This window comes from Desulfosporosinus sp. SYSU MS00001 (genome assembly GCF_049943955.1).
Taxonomy (GTDB): Bacteria; Bacillota; Desulfitobacteriia; order Desulfitobacteriales; family Desulfitobacteriaceae; genus Desulfosporosinus.
The window spans coordinates 1-16,435 of record NZ_JBNFTW010000014.1 but is presented as its reverse complement, the minus strand read 5'-3'; the positions used below and the strand labels follow the sequence as shown (position 1 = coordinate 16,435).

Genomic DNA, 16,435 nt, shown 5'->3' with positions numbered 1-16,435 from the left:
TTACTCGTTCCATAAATCTTCGTTAGCAGTATCGATAAAGGACTGAACTTCATCCAAAGAATTAAACTCGACCTTGGGTGCCATTTCCTGCATAGCTTTTGGCCAAGTCTTTACGTCCAGACCATTTATGATAACCTTACCCTCAGTTCCCGGCTTTCCTTCCTGAACAGAGAGCACATTATTATTAAGACTAAAATGGTAAGTCCTTGTCTCCGGAGCATTTGCGGATACTAAAGCGACGCTGTCTTCCAGATAACCTTTTTGGACAGCTGAAATTTTAGCTGGCAGCCATGAAGCTGCCATGGGAACAAGACCTCCGATTCCTAATCCCAAGACAAGTACCAAACCTATAGTTTTCCAACGAGACATAAGTAAAAACCCTCCCGACATTGTCTTTTTCTCTAGTCTTGCCAGGAGGGCACATAATTTAATCGTTATAGCTGATTATTAACTTCTAAAAATCTTCACTTGCCAATTCCTCAGATAAATCAAAATTGGAATATACCCCTTGAGTATCGTCATGATCTTCGAGAGTTTCCATTAAATGAACTATCTTTCGTGCTTGGTCTGCATCTGTAATTTCAATGGTATTTTGGGCCATTGGACTTAGGAGTGATTCACTGACGACGATATGCTGCTCCTCAAGTGCCTTGCGTACGTCTTCCATGGTTTCTGGTGATGTGTAGATCACAAACTCCTCTGTATCGTCTTCCAAATCCTCCGCACCGGCTTCCAAGGCGATCATCATTAGATCATCCTCAGAAAACTTAAGGCCTTCCCTGGGAATTCTCAGTTGGCCCTTATCTTCAAACATCCAGCCAACGCAGCCGGTCTCGCCCATGTTTCCGCCATTTTTAGAAAATATATGGCGGACTTCAGCCGCTGTACGATTCCGATTATCGGTGAGAATATCAACCATGACTGCAACGCCTCCGGGGCCGTAGCCTTCGTAACGCAATTCTTCATAGTTTGCTCCCTCGGCGCCGCCTGCTCCTTTTTGAATAGCTCTTTGAATGTTTTCATTAGGTACATTTTGTGCTTTAGCATTTTCAATGGCTATCTTTAGGCGAAAATTTCCAAGATCTCCGCCGCAGGCTCGAGAAGCTACGACAATTTCCCGCCCAAGCTTCGTAAAGATTTTTCCTTTTTGCGCATCTGCTTTGCCTTTTTTATGCTTAATGTTTGCCCATTTTGAATGTCCTGACATGTGTGTTCCTCCTTATGCTAGTCCGCTTAAATAGTTTAGCATAGGGCAATTTCCCTTGTAAAGACTTTAATCTTCTGATAATTGGCCATCTTTCAAGAGCATTTGGAATCTACCCGCGATTTGCAAAAAGTTCAGTGCTCAAATACCGCTCTCCAGTGTCCGGCGCTATAGCCACTACGTTTTTACCTTCACCCAAATCACTGGCAGCCTGAAGAGCCGCACTAACAGCTGCCCCTGAAGAAATGCCCACTAACAGCCCTTCTTGACTGGCAAGTTTGCGGGCGGTTTCTAAAGCATCATCATTGCTTACCGAAACAATCTGATCCAGGATCGACGCATTCAAAACCTTGGGTACAAATCCGGCACCAATTCCTTGGATTTTGTGAGGCCCGGGTTTCCCGCCTGATATTACTGGAGATGAAGCCGGTTCTACACCAATAATTTTCACGTTGGGAAGATGTTCCTTCAAGATTTCACCCACCCCTGTGATCGTCCCCCCGGTGCCAATTCCCGCAACAAAAGCATCAATATTACCAAGTTGTTCCATAAGTTCCAAAGCGGTACTTTTACGATGAGCTTCCGGATTGGCAAGATTTTCGAATTGTTGGGGCATAAAATAATCCGGATTTTCTCGAGTAAGGCGTTCTGCCTCTTCTATAGCACCGTTCATGCCTGCTGAGCCCGGAGTCAGCACGAATTCAGCTCCATAAGCAGACATAAGCAGTCGTCGTTCTACACTCATCGTTTCGGGCATCACAACGATCAAACGATATCCGCGTGCGGCGGCAATCATTGCTAATCCAATCCCGGTATTCCCGCTGGTAGGCTCTACGATGGTTCCGCCGGGATGAAGTACTCCTCGCTTTTCGGCATCAATAACCATTCCCAAGGCTATCCGGTCTTTAATGCTCCCTCCAGGATTAAAGGCTTCAACCTTTACGTAAATATTGGCCATTCCCGGTTTTACAATACGCTGCAGCTTTACCAAAGGCGTTTGGCCAATTAAATCTGTAATCGAATTAACAACTCGCATTTCAAATACCTCAATTCATATCAATTTACTGTGTTTTAATGTTAACAACAACGAGGACCTTTGTCAAGTGAACTAGTGACATCTCAGTTGTTGTTTTGATCGTTGGCTAATCTCCGCTCAACGTCTATAACCAAAGTTTCTATTAAATGGGGTAAAGGAATGCGCTGAACTCCAACAAATTGAATATTCCCCCGTTGAATTGGAATAAGTAACTTGTCAGCTTTACTATTCGCAATAGCACTTGCCATCCCTGGTGTTATTTCCCCCAATAACCCATAAACCATAATTATCGCTGCTGAGCCCACAATCAGATCCACTCGACCGGCATTATAACAAATTGCCGATTCACCAGAGGCCCCCTCAGTCGCCCCGGCACGTAACATTGCACCCGTAGCTAAGGCATTTGTACCTAGAGCTAATATTTCCAATTCGGGAATTTTCTTTCGTAATTGTTCAACAATATGCTTGCCTATTCCGCCGCCTTGCCCATCAATTACAGCTATACGCATAGTACCCTCCTCCGCCTGCTCAACATATCCGCGGAAGGTGTTCGCCTTCAAGCATTCCGACAATTCGCTTTCCTCCCAGAGGAGTTTCCAAAAGCACAAACCCAGGTTTTCCTTCTTGAACAACCCCGATTTGAGCTGCTCGATGTCCCAAAGGATGAGCATGCATCGCCTGCAGAACGGTTTCGGCTGCCTCAGACTTAACAATGACTAAGGCCTTTCCTTCATTAGCAAGGTAAAGAGGGTCGAGCCCCAGCATATCGCAGGCTCCTTTTACCCCCGGAAGAATTGGTAACGACTCTTCCTTCAGGAGCATACTTACACCTGCTTGCTGCGCTAACTCATTTAAGGTCGTCGCAACTCCACCGCGAGTGGGATCACGCATACATTTAACCCCGCCTTGAAAAAAGGAATCAATAAGCCCATTTAGCGGAGCGCAATCACTCGTTACAGGCGTTTCAAACTCCAGGCCTTCTCGATCAGACAGAATGGCGATCTCGTGATCCCCAATTGTTCCGGTAATAAGGATGACATCGCCGGGCTGGATTTGTTGGGGGTTGACAAAATATCTATTACTATATCCAATACCCGTTGTGTTTATAAAAAGTTTATCGGCACTTCCCCGTTCCACAACTTTTGTATCCCCACAGACAATACTAATACCTGCTTCCTTGGCAGTATCTGCTACACTCTGAATAATGCGTTCCAGTTCCTCTAAGGGCAAACCTTCTTCTAATATCAATGCTAATGATAAAAACTTCGGCGATGCACCGCTTACTGCCAGGTCGTTAACTGTTCCGCATACGGCGAGTCTGCCGATATTTCCTCCGCGAAAAAACAAGGGGGAAACCACAAAAGAATCAGTCGTTACCGCCAGTTGCTCTTGCCCCGGTACGATCGTTGCATCGTTCATTTGATCTAAGAAAGAATTTCCTAAATACTTTTGAAAAAGACTGCGGATTAATTCATGGCTCATCCGCCCACCGCTTCCATGGGCCATCAAAATGCGTTCCATTAATCGTCGCTCCTTTGAGAATATCGGTAGTAGGCAGCGCAAGATCCTTCAGAAGAGACCATGCAGGGTCCTACAGGTTTAAGAGGAGTACAGCGTTTACCAAACAAAGCACATTGTGTAGGATAAATACGACCTTTCAAAACTTCTCCGCATTGACATCCAGGCGTTTCCGGCGAATGGAAAACTGGCAAAGAATATTTCCGTATTGCATCCCAAGGACCAAACTCCTCTCTGATTCCTAAGCCACTCCCGGGGATTAATCCCATCCCTCGCCATGAAGCGTCCATCGGTTCAAAAACTCTCTTTACAACCGTTTGGGCGTGAGGATTTCCTTCGGCCTTGGCGACTCGACGATATTGAATCTCAATATCCGAACGTCCTTCTTCCCGCTGCCGAAGCAGCATCACTATAGCCTCTAAAATGTCAAGGGCTTCAAATCCCGTCACGACTCCTGGTTTACCAAATTCTTTAGCCATAAACTCGATTGGCTGAGTTCCGATAATGGCACAAACATGACCGGGATCTAGAAAGGCATCCACATCCAGTTGCTCATCTTCAGCTAATAACCTTAAAACGGGAGGTACAATTTTATGCATTGACAAAACGCTAAAATTATTAATCCCTTCACGATTGGCAATTTCCAGGCTGACGGCAACGGTTGGTGCCGTTGTTTCGAAGCCTACTCCTAGAAAAACGACATCCTTACCTGGGTTTTTATGAGCAATTTCCAAAGCGTCCTGGGTTGAATAAACAACACGTACATCAGCCCCTTCGGCTTTCAAAGCCTGCAGATTCTTTTTACTGCCGGGGACTCTGATCATGTCGCCAAAGGTCGTGGTAATCACATTCGGTTGAGCAGCAAGATACAAGTAACGATCAATATCACTACTGTCAGTCACACAAACGGGACACCCGGGACCGGAAATTAAGCGGACAGTCGGCGGCAGTAAATCCCTAAGCGCATTTTTAGCAATAGCAACAGTATGGGTCCCGCAAACTTCCATAATTGTAAAAGGGTTCGAAGCTAAATACCTAATTTCCTCTAGATACTCTCCCGCCTTTACTAAGACATCTTTACTCTCCTTCGGCATAGGCATCGGCAACCTCCAATAGTAATTCTTCCGTCTCTTTAGCACTCTGATTGTCGATAACCCCAATGGCAAAACCTGCGTGAACTAAAACATAGTCGCCGATCCCTGCCTCCGGTACCAGGTCAATACTAATTATTCGTTCATTCCCCATCATATCCACTTTAGCAATAACACCGTCGACTGAGACAATTTTAGCTGGTATGGCTAAACACATTTATAACACCTCATTTGCAATTAATACTTGTCCAAAGGCCAGCCCGCCGTCTCCTGGCGGCAGTGCGCGTGAACGAATGACCTTGATGTTTGTATCCTTTAAATTTTGAAGAACGGCCTCGGTGAGAAGTTTATTCTGGAACACCCCACCGCTTAGAGCAAGATGCCCGTTATGTTGAAATTTCAGAGACAGTGCTGTAATAGCTCCGGCGATAGTCCGATGAAAACGATAGGCAATTTTTCCTCTGGATACTCCATTAAGACAGTCATGAACAATGGCTTTAAAAAGCGGCGCCACACCGAGAATATATTCATCACCTTCAAGTCTGATTTCATAAGGATACTCAGAAACGTCCTCTGTCTCTTCATTTTCACCACCTGAATTTACTTGTCTGAAAAATAATGTTGCCATACTCTCAAGTTCAATGGCAGCTTGTCCTTCGTATGTTACTTCTGTACATATCCCCAATAATCCGCTCACCGCATCAAACAGCCGACCTGCACTGGAAGTCTGAAAAATTTGGATATTCCTTTCTAATTGACGATCTAAGATCTTACGTTCGTTTGGGGACAGGGTCTGCCAAAGCGGCAGTGTTTTTGTCCATTCTTCATCTGTAAGGAGAGTTTTCAGGTAAGCATAAGCCATGCGCACAGGATGTTTGGCACCTGCATCACCTCCTGGCAGCGGCAAATATTCAAGATGCCCTTTACGTTCATAACTTGCTGCATTCCCATAGAGAACTTCAAAACCCCAGATGCAACGATCCTTCCCAAAGCCTGTTCCGTCGCAAATAATTCCTAAGGCTGGGTCCGATATTTCCCACTCTCCCAGTACACTTGCTAAATGGGCATGATGGTGCTGGATTGAAATTTTTGGTTGTTCCTTCTCAAGAGCAAATCTTGTCAACTGATAATTAGGATGCTGATCATAAGCAATAACAGAAGGAGTAACGTTGACGACCCGCTGGAAGGATTCTAATTCCTGCTGAAAACGCTCCATTGTCTCGAAGCTCTCCATATCTCCGAGATACTGGCTGACAAAAGCCCGTTGACCAGCGGCCAGACAGAAAGCATTCTTTAAATCTCCGCCTAATCCTAAAATTGACTTTTTTAACTTAGATGAGGTTAAGGAAATCGGTAAAGGCACATAACCTCTGGCCCTTCGTAAATAAACCGCTTCTCCTCCAATAAATTGAATAACAGAATCATCACAAGGATGATAAATATCTCTGTCATGGACTAAAAAATAATCCGCAATACCGTTGAGCGACGTTAGAGCCTCTTCATTGGTATACACCAAAGGACGTCCACTCAGATTAGCACTTGTCACAATCAAAAAATCATAAGGCCCATTAAATAGGAGATGATGAATTGGCGTATAAGGCAACATTATCCCTAAGGTATGAATACCGGGGGCAATGTTATCTGGCAATAGATTGGCTTGGTTTAGATTTCGTTCCAGTATCACTATGGGCGCGGCCGGGCTGAGTAACAATTCCTCTTCTTTTTTATCGATCAGGACTTCCTGGCGCGCCTTTTCTATTGAGCGTACCATGAGGGCGAAAGGTTTAGCTCCTCGTTCTTTGCGCTTACGCAAACGCTCTATGGCCTCTCTGTTGCCTGCATCACAAACGAGATGAAACCCGCCTAAACCTTTAACAGCCAGAATCCCGCCTTGAACCAATTGTTCGATGCCCATCCCTGGAATCGATCGTCCAGCGCTGTCAAGCAATTGCACTTTTGGTCCACACTCCTCACAAGCAACAGGCTGGGCATGAAAACGCCGGTCTCGGGGATCTTGATATTCTTCCGCACAGGATTCACACATCGGAAACGTTGACATCGTTGTTTGAGCACGATCATAAGGAACATCACGAATAATCGTATATCTTGGTCCGCAATTTGTGCAATTGGTAAAAGGATACTTAAAGCGGCGATTGTTTTTATCTGACATCTCTTGCAAACAATCTTGGCATGTGGCGACGTCGGGAGAGATTAACACATCGGCATCTTCCTGAGCTTCGCTCCGGGTAATATGAAAAGAACTAAAATTTTCAAAGTTTGCCTCTTCAGAGCGGACCATTAATAGTTTTGCTAAGGGCGGCGAATCGGAAATCAAACGCTGCAGGAAACAATCCATGTTCTCTCCTTCTGCATGGATTGTCACTCCCTTACTTGAATTATTGACCCATCCTCTGATGTTCAGTTCTTCGGCTAGTTTAAATACAAAGGGTCGAAAACCTACCCCTTGTACAATTCCATTCAAAAAGATTTTTCTGGCTTTAGAGGTCATTTCTTTCTTCCAGCTTTCTAATTTCTTCATCCAACTATCTTTGAATAAATGTTTCGTATCGGTAAACTCGTTCAGCTAAAGCTAAACAGCACTATTCCCACTTGTAACAATGAAAGTCTTACAATTGGATGAAGCAATTATCTTTCAGATTAATTCTGATAACTCTCTTATTGTACACGCCAAACTCCTTATTCCACAAGTCTTAAGAAAGGAACCTTTTTTGTGAAAATATTTACTAGATCCAAATTTTGCTTAATTCTGAATAATTATTAAAAACAAGCAGGAAATAAATAGGTTATCTCGAATATATGTTGATAATAAGGAATTTCTATATTTTTATACCCGTACGCAAAAGGGGACAAGACATATTCAGGAGGTGTTCATCAAATTATGGGGAATTTTGATTTACTCAAGGTCAAAGGGGTTTCTCGGCGTGACTTCATGAAGTTGATAGGAGCAACTACAGCCGCGCTTGGATTACCCGAATTATTCGTACCCCAAGCAGCTTCAGCAATGGAACAAGCAATTAAGAAGCCCCCGGTTATTTGGCTGGAAGGAATGGACTGCACTGGATGTACGGAATCAACAATTGCCACGTTAAATCCTTCAGCAGCCGAACTGGTTCTTGACATGATCTCAATTCGGTACCATGAAACAATTATGGCCGGATCTGGAAATATAGCTGAAGAAGCATATCAAGACACCCTTAAAGATAAGTTTATTCTCGTTGTAGAGGGAGCTACCCCCGCTCAAGAAGATCGCTACTGCATGGTCGGAGGAAAGCCTTTCCGCAAAACTCTTATCGAAGCTGCCAAAAAAGCCCAAGCCATCATTGCTATCGGAAGCTGCGCCTCGGAAGGCGGCGGAATTCCCGGTGCCTGTGCCACAGGAGCCGTTGGAGTTTCTGAGATTCTTAAAGCTGAGGGAATCAGCACTCCCCTTATCAATCTACCCTGCTGCCCGGTGAAGCCTACTACACTTATCGGTACAATTCTTTATTATCTGACTTATCAGAAGGTTCCGCCCCTTGACTCCCAAAATCGCCCATTAGCTTTCTATGGAACATTATTACATGATAACTGCCCACGCCGCGGTCACTTTGAAAACGGAGAATTTCTTACAGATTGGAATGATCCAGCCCAGAAAGACTATTGCTTACTTTTGAAGGGATGCAAAGGGCCTAAAACTTTCACAGATTGTGCTCAAGTATGGTGGAATGACAACGCAAACTTCTGTATCAATGCCGGATCTCCCTGTTCCGGATGTTCAGAAAAGAGCTTCTACAAGCAATTCACCCCTTTATATACCAAACAAGAGACTTTCAAACTTCCCGGCATAGGTCAGGTTAATGCTGATACGGTTGGTACCGTCATCGGAGGGGCTGCCGCCATCGGTCTCGGAGTTCATTTAATAGCTACAGCTGCAAGCGGAAGGCTGACTAACCAAGGCCACGGCCACAAGGAGGATTTATAAGATGACAAAGATTGTTGTCGATCCCTTAACAAGAATAGAGGGACACCTGCGGGTGGAAGTAGAAGTCGAGAATGGAAAAGTTTCAGACGCTCATGTCATAGGAACGATGTATCGGGGAATTGAAGCGATGCTGCGCGGTAAGGATCCTCGCGATGCCACCTATGTAACTGAGCGTGTATGCGGAGTTTGTGCAGGCTCCCACGGTTGGGCATCCTCTCTGGCTTTAGACCAAGCATACGGCGCTAACGTTCCGGCTGGGGGGCGAATTATCCGCAACTTAATTCTGGGCGCCATGTGGCTGCACGATCATCCCTTACATTTTTATCATCTAAGTGCTCTCGATTACCTTGACGTAATGGCTGTTGCCCAATATCAGGGAAAGGATCCGGGGCTCCTTGCTGTCAAAGATAAAATTGTCAAGCTTGTCACCGCAGGAGATACCGCTCCCTTAACTCCACGTTATAAGCCCGATGAATTCAGCGTGAAGGATCCTGAGTTAGTGACCATGGCAGTAGCTCATTATCTAAAAGCCTTGGAAATGCAGGCCAAAGCTAAAAAAATGTCGGCCTTATTCGCCGGTAAACAGCCCCATCAATCTTCGATTGTTGTCGGCGGGGTTACGATGCTTCCTAATATTGAAGTTGTTGAGCAATTCCGTTCCATGCTGCTGGAACAACTGGATTTCGTTGAAAAGGTTTATCTCCAGGATGTCTTGACCTTCGGCACCGGGCCATTGCTGCCCTTAGCCCAAGCAGGGGTTGGCGGAGCAGGAGCGGTCAATTTCCTGTCTTATGGCGCCTTCGCTCGGGATGACGCCGGTAAAGACTTATTCCTTAAATCCGGTATAGTCATGAACGGCGACTTAAGCAAGGTATTACCTGTTGACGAAACTAAAATTACTGAGGATGTTCAATACTCTTGGTATAAAGCCAGTGCCAACGGCAAAACCCCCTTCACCGAGGACACAATTCCTGATCTTGATAAAAAAGATGCCTATTCTTTCGTAAAAGCACCTCGCTATGATGGTAAGCCCATGGAAGTAGGGCCTCTTGCCCGCATGCTTGTAATGCAGCCCAAAGGTTTAATGGATATAATTTCAAAATACAATATCAAACCAGGTGCGGTCGCACGTCATGCAGCTCGTGCCTATGAAACTCTCCTACTCGCTAAAGACATGCTGACCTGGCTTGATGCACTGGAAAAAGAAATGGGATCTAATTTCCGCATTCATGATACGGAACACTGGGAGGCACCTGCCACAGGTCAAGGATCAGGATTAACCGAAGCACCAAGAGGAGCCTTGGGCCATTTTGTTAAAGTTGCTAATCACAAAATCGAGAACTATCAGATGGTTGTACCCACCACCTGGAATTTCTCTCCCCGAGATGATAAAGGAGTTCTTGGACCGTTCGAACAAGCTTTAATAGGGGTACCTATCCCCGACCCCGATAATCCGGTGAACATCGTTAGAGTCGCTCGATCTTATGACCCATGCCTTGCATGCGCGATTCACCTCATCGATCCGGTGACAAATGATGTAAAAAAATTCCGGATCGGTTGGTAGAAAAGGAGGAAAGGACATGGTTAACCCGCTTGACCATCCATTAGCCCAACGGATAAGCCACTGGATTAATCTTATTAATTTTATAGTTCTGATCTTTACGGGCTGGTTTATTCATTCTCCCCATCCTGGTATGCCAATGAATTTAATTCGTAATTTACATTTCTTATTTATGTATTTTCTTCTCATTAATGGAGTTGTACGTTTTTATATTTCCTTTTTCGGGAAAAATAAAGACTATGATTCTATTTTGCTCAACATGCAGGATGTGAAGAATATTTGGCCGCAGATTAAGTACTACCTGTTCCTGGGAAAACACCCAGAAACGGGCAAATACAACCCGCTGCAAAAATTAGCATATATCGCACTTCCTATTCTGGCCGTTATTCAGGCCTTTACAGGCTTTATTCTCTATAAACCTGTACAATTAGCAGGACTTGCTGACCTGGTAGGAGGGCTGACTGCTGTTCGCGGACTCCACTATCTTGTCATGTGGCTATTTATTGCAATTATCGCAATTCACGTTTACTTGGTCTTTACAGCTGCCTACGAACAATTCCTGTTTATGTTCTTTGGCAAAATGAGGAATGAGAAGGGAATTTAATCATGCACTCGCCAAAAATTATGGTCATGGGAGTCGGAAACATTCTTCTATCCGACGAAGGCTTGGGTGTTCGATTTTTAGACGAACTGGCTCGAAACTCCCTCCCGCAAAATGTTGAACTCCTCGAAGGAGGCACAGCTGGACTCGAACTCGTACACCTAATTCAAGAAATAGACTTCCTGATTATTATTGACGCAATCAATGCTCAGTCAGAACCCGGTGCTCTATTCCGATTTCAACCAGGTGATATACAGGTCTTTCCTGAGCAATACGAGGTATCCTTTCACCAAATCGGAATAATTGAAGTCTTGACCATGGCAAACATTTTAGGGCATGCTCCCCAAACCTTAATTTTCGGTGTGCAACCCAAAAAACTCGATTGGGGAATGGAAATAAGTCCTGAGATTCAATCTCTATTTCCCCATCTTACTGAATTGGTTCTCCTTGAAATTGATTCGATTCAGCGTGAAGGTAAATTTACAATTAATTAAACCTAATATCATTACATGACTTATCTAAAGCACTAACTCAAACTTCGAAAAGGCCGTAGCAAAAACGAACTAAAAAGGTTCGTGAGCATCGGCCTTTTTTGTGTGAAAATAACAACTGAAACCCTAAAGAGCCTGCAGTTAGTGTGATGTAAAGTAGGAGTAATAATAGTCACGATATAATTGTTCATAAACTTATGATTGAAAGGCCAAAACTTCACCCAGAAGCCATTTAGTCCAGTCTTGCAGCCCCTTTCCCGTTCGGCAAGAAATCTCAAAAATTCTTATGTCCGGATTTATAACCCTGATATCCTGTTTCATTCTTTCCATGTTTACATCCGTTAAACCTTCCAAATCCATCTTATTTAAGAGAACGGCTTTAGCTTTACGAAAGATAACAGGATACTTTGCCGGCTTATCGTCACCCTCAACTATACTTAAAACAATAACCTTAAAAGCTTCACCTAAATCAAAGTCAGCAGGGCAAACAAGATTACCAACGTTTTCAATAATCATTAAATCTAAACTCTGACAATCAAACTCAGGTAATACCTTAGCTACCATTTTACTGTCTAAATGGCAGCTGCCCCCAGTGTTAATCTGTATTACCGGAACATCATGCACAGATATTCGATCTGCATCTTTAGATGTGAAAATATCTCCTTCAATAACTGCAAGACTTATGTTTTCATTGAACAATGGCAATGTCTTTTCTAAAAGCGTAGTTTTTCCTGCGCCTGGTGAACCCAGAATATTAATTGCTAAACAATTATTTTTACGAAAATGTGCACGATTTACTTCAGCTTGCATATCATTTGAATCACGCAAATTTGCCATTACTTCAATTTCGCGACGTTCATTATCCATTATTCGACCTCCAAACTTTCAAGTAAAAGTTCTTCTCCTTGAACTACTTCTATATTCGTAGATTTACAGTTAGGACAGAGGAAATACATCATCTTAACGTTAAACTCATAATGACAATCCTTGCAACGTCCGAGCAAAGGAACCCGTTCGACAATCAATTCAGCTCCCTCACAAAGAGTATCCCTGCTATATGCCTCAAAAGCCATGGCCAAGGCATCTGGCTCAGCATTTGTCAACTCTCCAACCTTTATCTTAACTTTCAGAACCCTTTTGACATCATGTTGGGACAAGGTATGATCAATCACTTCAAATACCCCTCCCATCAAGGACATTTCATGCACCAAATCACCCCTATCGGGTATTATTATTTTAGTGAACTATTAGAATCTGTTCCAAGTATAGCTTATCCGAAGTTATGCAACAAGTTATTTAAAAGCAAAAATTGGAATTTTCCCTCATTATATAGTATTCTGTTATTTTTTCGGCCGCCTATAATAAATTTCACAGTTTTGCAATGTATATTGTACTTTAAAAGGGAGATGATAAAGAATGTATTAAACTTCAAACAACTGATAAGGAGGATGGTAAAATGAGTCGTAATACACCTGAAGTTCCAGAATCCGAAAGCCAGTTGGATAAGTTAAAATGGGAAGTTGCCGAAGAATTACAATTGGATGATGATATCGAAGATAAGGGGTTCGCCAATATGACGACTCGTGAAGTTGGTCAGATTGGCGGAAACATGGTTAAAAAAATGATTAACTATGCCGAAAAAGAAATGGCTGATCAAGGTTCGGAAATTATGAACGACTAAATGTAAGCATTGTTGAAATCGTGTTTCGGCCAGCACGATATCAACAGCCATAGGATATCCTACAGGGAATTATTGTTTTAGAAGCTCAACTTCTCAACAATAACTCTCCAGGAAGAAAGGGACGATCGTTATCAAACGCTCATCCCTTTTTTCTGTTCCCTTTTATGGTTTTTATGCCCTCTTCAACGCGCCTTTCCTACTCTTCAACATAAGGAATTGTCAGTGGTCCCAGAGGTAATACAGCTATACTCATTTCTTTGCCGTATTTCGCTTGAAGTTCAGTAATTGTTGATTCAATATTCTTTGTCGGCGTGAGCATAGCAATTTTAACCCATTCCTCTGGCAACGTTGAATATACAACCACGTCAGACCATTCCTGAATCATTGCTAACCTTTGGGCTTCCCACTGATCAAACATGCGAAAGGATGGATCATTGATCATTTCCAAAAGATCCTTTGGCGTATCACGCATCTTCAGTATCTTTGAAAAATTGCCATGTTCAGGCATTCCTTCACTGCATTCCGCAGCACAAATTATCGTTCCGCCTTTTTTTACAATCTTTTGCGCAGCATTCATTCCTTTAACAGCCTGATAGAGATTCTGATCCAATGGATACCCGGCGTTTGTCGTAATAACAACATCAAAACGTTCCTCACATTTAATCATCGCATGCTCTTTGACAAATGCACAGCCTGTCTCATGAGCGGCAATAAGCTCACCGGCAAAAACATTTGTTATTTCATTACTGCCGCTTAGGGCAACATTCAAAAGAAAATCCGGTTTGCAAAGAGAATTTACTTCCCTAGTCATTTCTTGAAGAGGGTTTTTTTCAATAACCCCCCAAGTTGCAAGAGGATGACCTATCATTTGAGCATTATGAAATGTTAAAATGGTCTCTATTCCCGCAATTCCGGGCATTATCCCCTTTGGTCCCCCTGAAAACCCTGCAAAAAAGTGTGGTTCTATAAATCCTGTTACAATTCTAAAGTCAGCTTCAACATATTCCTTATTTAAATAAACATCACAGCCAAAACTACTGCTTCCTACCTTTTTTAACTCTGCGATCTCATGACAGTGATGATTAATAATGCGAACAGAATCAACGATTTTTTCCCCTAACATCTCAACAAGTTCTTCTCTGGTTTCGTCACGATGAGTACCCGTGCCATTAATGATCGTAAAATTTTCAATTGGGATATGCGAAAGCTCCTCCAATAACCAAGGCACTAATTTGTGATTTGGAGTAGGCCTTGTAATATCGCTTATGACAATAACGATCTTATCCTTGGGATTTACCATTTCCTTTAATGGTTTTGTTCCTATTGGATTCCGCAGCGCATTAAGAACCAGTTGATGATCGTTTTCAGGCAGATCAATTTGCTTAGGGGTAACTACTTTCGAATGATCTGGTACGTTAATTCTTAATCCATTTTTCCCATATGCCAAAGCAACTTCCATAGAGTAAATCTCCTTTTGAATTTTGTTTTTACACAAAAAGAGTTTGTGTAGCGTTTTGTTATAGTTAAATATTTTCAGATAGAGATTTTAAATTTTCACTTACCTGAAATACTCCATCAATCATTTGGGCAATTTCTTGATTAGCTTTTGCTTGTTCTTGAGTAATGGCGCTATTACGTAAAGAGCTATCGACAATCTTCTGAATAATTGTTTGAAATAGCTGGAGAATATTTCTTATCTCAGTAGCAGAACGATTACTTTCTTCAGCTAACTTACGCACCTCACCAGCAACAACAGAAAAACCTCTACCCTGCTCCCCCGCACGTGAAGCTTCAATTGCAGCATTCAATCCTAAAAGATTCGTTTGTTTTGCAACTTTATGTATTAGATCTAAAATCATAGTTGTAGACTGGAGCTGATTTTCACCATCTTTGGCTTCTTGAGCAATTACTTGGCTAATTGAAGCCACTTCTTCTGCAGAGGCAGCAGTCTCTTGAACCGCACTGGCAGCCTGTTCAACTGAATTACTTAAAAGTTGAACTTGATTGCGGATAACTTCCTTTAATTCATCATCTCTGATCATCATTTCTACCATTCCTACCGCAACCTTACCTACTGGCCTTACAATGTCCAGTTGTCCGGCAATTCCAAAGGTACCAATTATTTGGCCTTGAATTTCAATGGCGACGTTGTATCCTTCTTTTATTTTGCCAGATGTAGCACTCTCTTCGTCTGCTGTTATCTCCACATATGTGCAATTAGTCGTTAATATTTCTTGGCTTCCTCTGTGCTTAACGCCTATTCGTGCATGAGCTGAGTCAGCAATAATTATGCCAGTTGTATCGCAGACTATTGCATGATAACCACTTGTTTGATAAATAAGGTCTACAATTTTTTGTGCAATGTTAGTGCTCAGCTTCCAATCCAATGTTTTCCTCTCCTTTTCGAAACCAAATCAATCGGATATTCATAGTTAACAATCACGCTCTAAAGAACTAAAAATTGTTATCCTTAAATATCTACGTGTTAAGTTTAGATAAAAAATACCTTCTTAACTAGTTTATCATGCATTTAACTATTATTCTCGCATTTTTTTAAAAAATACCTTAATTTATGATAATAGTTTTTTAAGAAGTAACTTATAACTTATTTTTCGGCTTTGAATCAGAATGGCACTTACTTAAAAATTTTAGTTGACCATACCATTAATCATTTTAATCAATTCCTATTTTAAAGCACTTCTCAAAGTTAATTATTCAATAAAATACTTCTTCAAAAAATCAAATACTAAACTCAAATATTACAAATTGATAGAATAATACAATACAACGAACGAAACTAAATAGATTTCGTTTATAAACTAGAAACTACCCCAAGGGTCTGCGTCCGAAGCATTATCGGCCCTGGAACGAAAGGCGGATGAGCCTTTCGCCACACTGCGTCCCCTTACGCATTCTCCTGCAGTGTGGATCCTTAACTTCCGTGTTCGGTATACGAAAACACGAAAGCCTCCAGTGAAGGGTTTCGCCGAGCCACTGCCCCATAGAATCACTTTGTGGCGAAGTACGAGCTTTTCGCCACATTGCGACTTGTGAAACATTCTCCTGCAATGTGGATCCGAACGGGTGTAACCCCGGTAGTTTACTTTCATTTCTTTCATGAAACACAAATAGACTGCCAATAAGGCAGTCTATCGCTTGTTACCTGGCGATGACCTACTTTCCCAGGGGCTATGCCCCAAGTATTATCGGCCCTGGAACGAAAGGCGGATGAGCCTTTCGCCACACTGCGTCCCCTTACGCATTCTCCTG

17 protein-coding genes are annotated in these 16,435 nt (G+C 42.7%); 5 read left to right on the top strand and 12 right to left on the bottom strand.

Features of this window, described 5'->3' with window-relative positions; genetic code table 11:
* The 8 genes from ACPUYX_RS19310 to hypF form a co-directional block, all read right to left on the bottom strand.
* A complete protein-coding gene (locus tag ACPUYX_RS19310) occupies positions 1-369 on the bottom strand; it encodes a hypothetical protein (RefSeq protein ID WP_426381241.1) in 369 nt (122 codons plus the stop codon).
* An 85-nt stretch (positions 370-454) separates the two neighbouring features.
* Entirely contained in the window at positions 455-1,207 is a 753-nt protein-coding gene (locus tag ACPUYX_RS19305; protein WP_426381240.1) for a YebC/PmpR family DNA-binding transcriptional regulator, read from the bottom strand.
* A gap of 109 nt (positions 1,208-1,316) precedes the next feature.
* Positions 1,317-2,240 carry a cysteine synthase A gene (gene cysK / locus ACPUYX_RS19300; protein ID WP_426381239.1) on the bottom strand — a complete coding sequence of 308 codons (924 nt, stop codon included), beginning with the start codon at positions 2,238-2,240 and terminating at the stop codon, positions 1,317-1,319.
* Positions 2,241-2,323: 83 nt separating this feature from the next.
* Complete coding sequence (locus ACPUYX_RS19295) at positions 2,324-2,749, bottom strand: DUF3842 family protein (RefSeq protein WP_426381238.1); 426 nt, start codon at positions 2,747-2,749, stop codon at positions 2,324-2,326.
* A gap of 19 nt (positions 2,750-2,768) precedes the next feature.
* Entirely contained in the window at positions 2,769-3,761 is a 993-nt protein-coding gene (gene hypE, locus ACPUYX_RS19290) for a hydrogenase expression/formation protein HypE (protein ID WP_426381237.1), read from the bottom strand.
* Positions 3,761-4,858, bottom strand: a complete 1,098-nt coding sequence (gene hypD, locus ACPUYX_RS19285; protein ID WP_426381236.1) for a hydrogenase formation protein HypD — start codon at positions 4,856-4,858, stop codon at positions 3,761-3,763. The genes hypE and hypD overlap by 1 nt, the downstream gene beginning before the upstream one ends.
* Positions 4,836-5,066 (bottom strand): HypC/HybG/HupF family hydrogenase formation chaperone, encoded by a 231-nt coding sequence (locus ACPUYX_RS19280; RefSeq protein WP_088226257.1) that lies wholly within the window; start codon positions 5,064-5,066, stop codon positions 4,836-4,838. Before ACPUYX_RS19280 ends, hypD begins: the two co-directional genes overlap by 23 nt.
* Positions 5,067-7,388, bottom strand: a complete 2,322-nt coding sequence (hypF, locus tag ACPUYX_RS19275) for a carbamoyltransferase HypF (RefSeq protein ID WP_426381235.1) — start codon at positions 7,386-7,388, stop codon at positions 5,067-5,069. It lies immediately after the preceding gene.
* A gap of 360 nt (positions 7,389-7,748) precedes the next feature.
* On the opposite strand from hypF, the gene ACPUYX_RS19270 reads away from it, so the two are divergent.
* Genes ACPUYX_RS19270 through ACPUYX_RS19255 form a run of 4 tightly spaced genes read left to right on the top strand, consistent with a single transcriptional unit; the run spans position 7,749 to position 11,487 of the window.
* Positions 7,749-8,831, top strand: coding sequence for a hydrogenase small subunit (locus ACPUYX_RS19270; RefSeq protein WP_426381234.1), 1,083 nt, complete (start codon positions 7,749-7,751; stop codon positions 8,829-8,831).
* 1 nt (position 8,832) lies between these two features.
* On the top strand, positions 8,833-10,395 hold the full coding sequence (locus ACPUYX_RS19265) for a nickel-dependent hydrogenase large subunit (RefSeq protein WP_426381233.1): 1,563 nt from the start codon (positions 8,833-8,835) through the stop codon (positions 10,393-10,395).
* A gap of 16 nt (positions 10,396-10,411) precedes the next feature.
* Positions 10,412-10,996: a Ni/Fe-hydrogenase, b-type cytochrome subunit gene (gene cybH / locus ACPUYX_RS19260; RefSeq protein WP_426381232.1), complete on the top strand. Its 585-nt coding sequence runs from the start codon at positions 10,412-10,414 to the stop codon at positions 10,994-10,996.
* 2 nt (positions 10,997-10,998) lie between these two features.
* Complete coding sequence (locus ACPUYX_RS19255) at positions 10,999-11,487, top strand: HyaD/HybD family hydrogenase maturation endopeptidase (RefSeq protein ID WP_426381231.1); 489 nt, start codon at positions 10,999-11,001, stop codon at positions 11,485-11,487.
* A 192-nt stretch (positions 11,488-11,679) separates the two neighbouring features.
* Here ACPUYX_RS19255 and hypB read toward each other — a convergent pair whose 3' ends face one another.
* Together hypB and hypA are read right to left on the bottom strand one after the other, a co-directional pair.
* Positions 11,680-12,351 (bottom strand): hydrogenase nickel incorporation protein HypB, encoded by a 672-nt coding sequence (gene hypB, locus ACPUYX_RS19250; RefSeq protein WP_426381230.1) that lies wholly within the window; start codon positions 12,349-12,351, stop codon positions 11,680-11,682.
* A complete protein-coding gene (gene hypA, locus ACPUYX_RS19245) occupies positions 12,351-12,692 on the bottom strand; it encodes a hydrogenase maturation nickel metallochaperone HypA (RefSeq protein ID WP_426381229.1) in 342 nt (113 codons plus the stop codon). Before hypA ends, hypB begins: the two co-directional genes overlap by 1 nt.
* 248 nt (positions 12,693-12,940) lie before the next feature.
* Here hypA and ACPUYX_RS19240 point away from each other — a divergent pair, with 248 nt between their 5' ends.
* Positions 12,941-13,165, top strand: coding sequence for an alpha/beta-type small acid-soluble spore protein (locus ACPUYX_RS19240; RefSeq protein ID WP_088226266.1), 225 nt, complete (start codon positions 12,941-12,943; stop codon positions 13,163-13,165).
* A gap of 196 nt (positions 13,166-13,361) precedes the next feature.
* Here the strand turns inward: ACPUYX_RS19240 and larA are convergent, their stop codons facing one another.
* On the bottom strand, positions 13,362-14,624 hold the full coding sequence (gene larA / locus ACPUYX_RS19235; protein ID WP_426381228.1) for a nickel-dependent lactate racemase: 1,263 nt from the start codon (positions 14,622-14,624) through the stop codon (positions 13,362-13,364).
* A gap of 64 nt (positions 14,625-14,688) precedes the next feature.
* Positions 14,689-15,552, bottom strand: a complete 864-nt coding sequence (locus ACPUYX_RS19230) for a sugar diacid recognition domain-containing protein (protein WP_426381227.1) — start codon at positions 15,550-15,552, stop codon at positions 14,689-14,691.
* Positions 15,553-16,435 lie beyond the last annotated feature (883 nt).